1 protein-coding gene is annotated in these 1459 nt (G+C 42.2%); it reads right to left on the reverse strand.

Annotated features, from left to right (window positions below):
- Positions 1–37: 37 nt before the first annotated feature.
- A protein-coding gene (locus tag M3629_RS27900) for an IS3 family transposase (RefSeq protein ID WP_251512166.1) occupies positions 38–1365 on the reverse strand; the annotation gives its coding sequence in 2 pieces (ribosomal slippage) (positions 38–996 and positions 996–1365; 1329 coding nt in all).
- Between the last annotated feature and the right edge of the window lie 94 nt (positions 1366–1459).

Genomic DNA, 1459 nt, shown 5'->3' on the forward strand with positions numbered 1-1459 from the left:
TAAAATGTACCCCTTGTAAAGGACAAATTAAAAAAGGTTAGGCTGCTTCAAGCTGTCGTCTGTATCTTGCAGGCGGCAGCTTGTTTAAGTTCCATTGACCTCGATAATGATTGTAATAGATCATGTAACTCTTTACTTCTTGCTTAACCTCCTCCAGGGTCATGCATGTTTTGAAATTTGTTTCATCTTTAAAATGCCCGAAGAAGGATTCTTGTGGAGCGTTGTCCCAACAGTTTCCTCGCCGTGACATGGATTGATTTAACCCCATTTGTTTCACAAGCTTTTGGAACTTGGGGCTTGTATAGTGAAATCCTTGATCCGAATGGATCAAGGCATCCGAAGTGAGATGCTTATGCTTTTTGAGTTGTTTCAACGACTCCATTGCAATGTCCAATCCAAGGGAAGCGGAGACTTCATAGGCTAGTATTTCATTCGTCTCGGCATCTTTAATTGTTGATAGATAGGCTCGTTTGCTTATCCCATAAGTTAAATACGTGATGTCGGTTAAGAGAACCTTGCCTGCAATCCCTGGTTTAAAGGCTCGATTCAACATATTGGGACAGGTTCGATGCTCTTGCGTCGCTTTAGCCATACGACGTGCTGGATTTGCTTTTCGAATGGGACAAACGATGTTGTACTTTTGCATGATTCGACGAATTCGCTTGAGATTGTATATGACGCTATACTCAAGTGCGAGCGTCATTTTGATTTGACGTGCGCCTTTGTTCCTCCTACGGTAATGGTAGGCTTTCAGGATGATCGCTTTCACCTTATGGTCGTCCTGTTCCTGCTTTTGACGATGTAGCCTGGCGCTTTCACTACAATAGCGGTAGTAGCCTGAGCGTGAAACGCCAGCAATAGCACAAAGAACATGCACCTTGCATTGGAAAGAGTAGGTATGCATCATCTGTTGAATCAGTTCGAATTTTTGTCGTGTACAGAGTTGGATTTTTTTCTTCTCATCTGCCTTTCGAGTTGATCGAGCTTTTTTAAGAATTCATTCTCCGCTTCAAGCCATTTCATTTTCGCTTCCAAACGGGCATATTTTTCCTCAAGACTTAATTCACGGTTTAGAGGACGGCCTGAGGCGTGTTTTCTACCATCCGTTAATCCAGCAGATCCTTGTTCCTGAAATGCCGTACGCCATCGATTGGAAGCCTTTCGAATCCGGGTTGCACCCAAAACGTCAATGGGGAAGCCTGCTTCCTGAAAGATTTCACTAGGAAGCGTACCTTGACTGTGTTCTTGAATAAATCGTTCTTTGAATGCATCCGTGTATGTAATCGCTTTAGTACTAACATTTCTCACATAGGGATTTCTTCTCAACTGATCTTGCTCTTGCAATGTAAAGTGTTTTTTTGACATTTGCTTGACCACCGCTCGTTTTTTATTCATTGTACACAAAAAAGACCCTACAAGATGACCTTTTTTAAGTGTCCATCTTATAGGGTACATTTTA

This window comes from Paenibacillus polysaccharolyticus (genome assembly GCF_023714295.1).
Lineage (GTDB): Bacteria > Bacillota > Bacilli > Paenibacillales > Paenibacillaceae > Paenibacillus > Paenibacillus polysaccharolyticus_A.